A 1,295-nucleotide genomic window follows, 5' to 3' on the forward strand; every position below is an offset into this window, starting at 1 on the left:
GGGCATTCAATGACCTCGCAATTCCTCTCCCACCTCCGCACCGAACTCGCCGCACTGAAGGATGCCGGGCTTTACAAGTCCGAGCGTGTCATCACGTCAAAGCAGGCGGGCGAGATCGCCGTTGCGTCCGGCGAGCGGGTGCTGAACTTCTGCGCCAACAACTATCTCGGGCTCGCCGACAACGAGGAACTTGCCGACGCCGGGAAGAAGGCGCTCGACCGCTATGGCTATGGCATGGCCTCGGTACGCTTCATCTGCGGTACGCAGGAGGAGCACAAGCAGCTCGAGGCGCGTATTTCCTCCTTCCTCGGCATGGAGGACACGATCCTCTATTCCTCCTGTTTCGACGCCAATGGCGGTCTCTTCGAGACACTGCTCGGCGAGGAGGATGCGATCATCTCCGACGCGTTGAACCACGCCTCGATCATCGATGGCGTGCGACTCTCCAAAGCCAAGCGCTTCCGTTATGCCAACAATGACATGAAGGCGTTGGAAGAAGAGCTGAAGAAGGCCGAGGGCAGTCGCTTCAAGCTGATTGCCACCGATGGCGTCTTCTCGATGGACGGCATCATCGCCAACCTGCAGGGCGTCTGCGACCTCGCCGAGAAGTATGGCGCGATGGTCATGGTCGATGATAGCCACGCCGTTGGCTTCGTCGGCAAGCATGGACGTGGCTCTCCAGAGCATTGCGGTGTCGAGGGGCGGATCGACATCATCACCGGCACGCTCGGGAAGGCGCTTGGGGGGGCTTCCGGCGGCTATACCTCGGCAAAGGCCGAAACCATCGACTGGTTGAGGCAGCGGTCGCGACCCTATCTGTTCTCGAACACGCTGGCGCCGGTCATTGCTGCTGCGTCACTGAAGGTCTTCGATCTCATCGAGAACGGCGATGCGCTGCGCGAAAGGTTGGCGGCCAATGCGGCACTGTTCCGCTCCGAAATGACGAAGCTTGGCTTTACGCTGGCTGGTGAGGGGCATCCGATCATTCCTGTCATGCTTGGCGACGCCAAGCTGGCTCAGGATATGGCGGCACTGATGTTGAAGAAGGGCGTCTATGTGATCGGCTTCTCCTTCCCTGTCGTGCCGAAGGGACAGGCGCGCATCCGCACGCAGATGTCGGCCGCACATTCACGCGCGGATGTCGAGCGGACGATCGCGGCATTTGCCGAGGCCGGTCGTGAACTTGGAGTCATTTGAAGGGTTTCGGAGAGTAAGATCATGTCGAATATGATGAAGGCGCTGGTGAAGGCGAAGCCGGAGGTCGGGCTTTGGATGGAGCATGTCCCGGTTCCCGA

General features: G+C 60.3%; 1 protein-coding gene. It reads left to right on the forward strand.

All coding sequences use genetic code 11. The features are described 5' to 3' along the window. The first annotated feature begins 9 nt into the window (after nt 1-9). Nucleotides 10-1,197 (forward strand): glycine C-acetyltransferase, encoded by a 1,188-nt coding sequence (locus FHT76_RS41240; protein WP_183754385.1) that lies wholly within the window; start codon nt 10-12, stop codon nt 1,195-1,197. Nucleotides 1,198-1,295 lie beyond the last annotated feature (98 nt).

The organism is Rhizobium sp. BK176, from assembly GCF_024808055.1.

Bases quoted from the DNA above. Each gene is read 5' to 3' on its own strand.
- FHT76_RS41240 (WP_183754385.1), top strand. From the start codon at position 10: ATGACCTCGCAATTCCTCTCCCACCTCCGCACCGAACTCGCCGCACTG.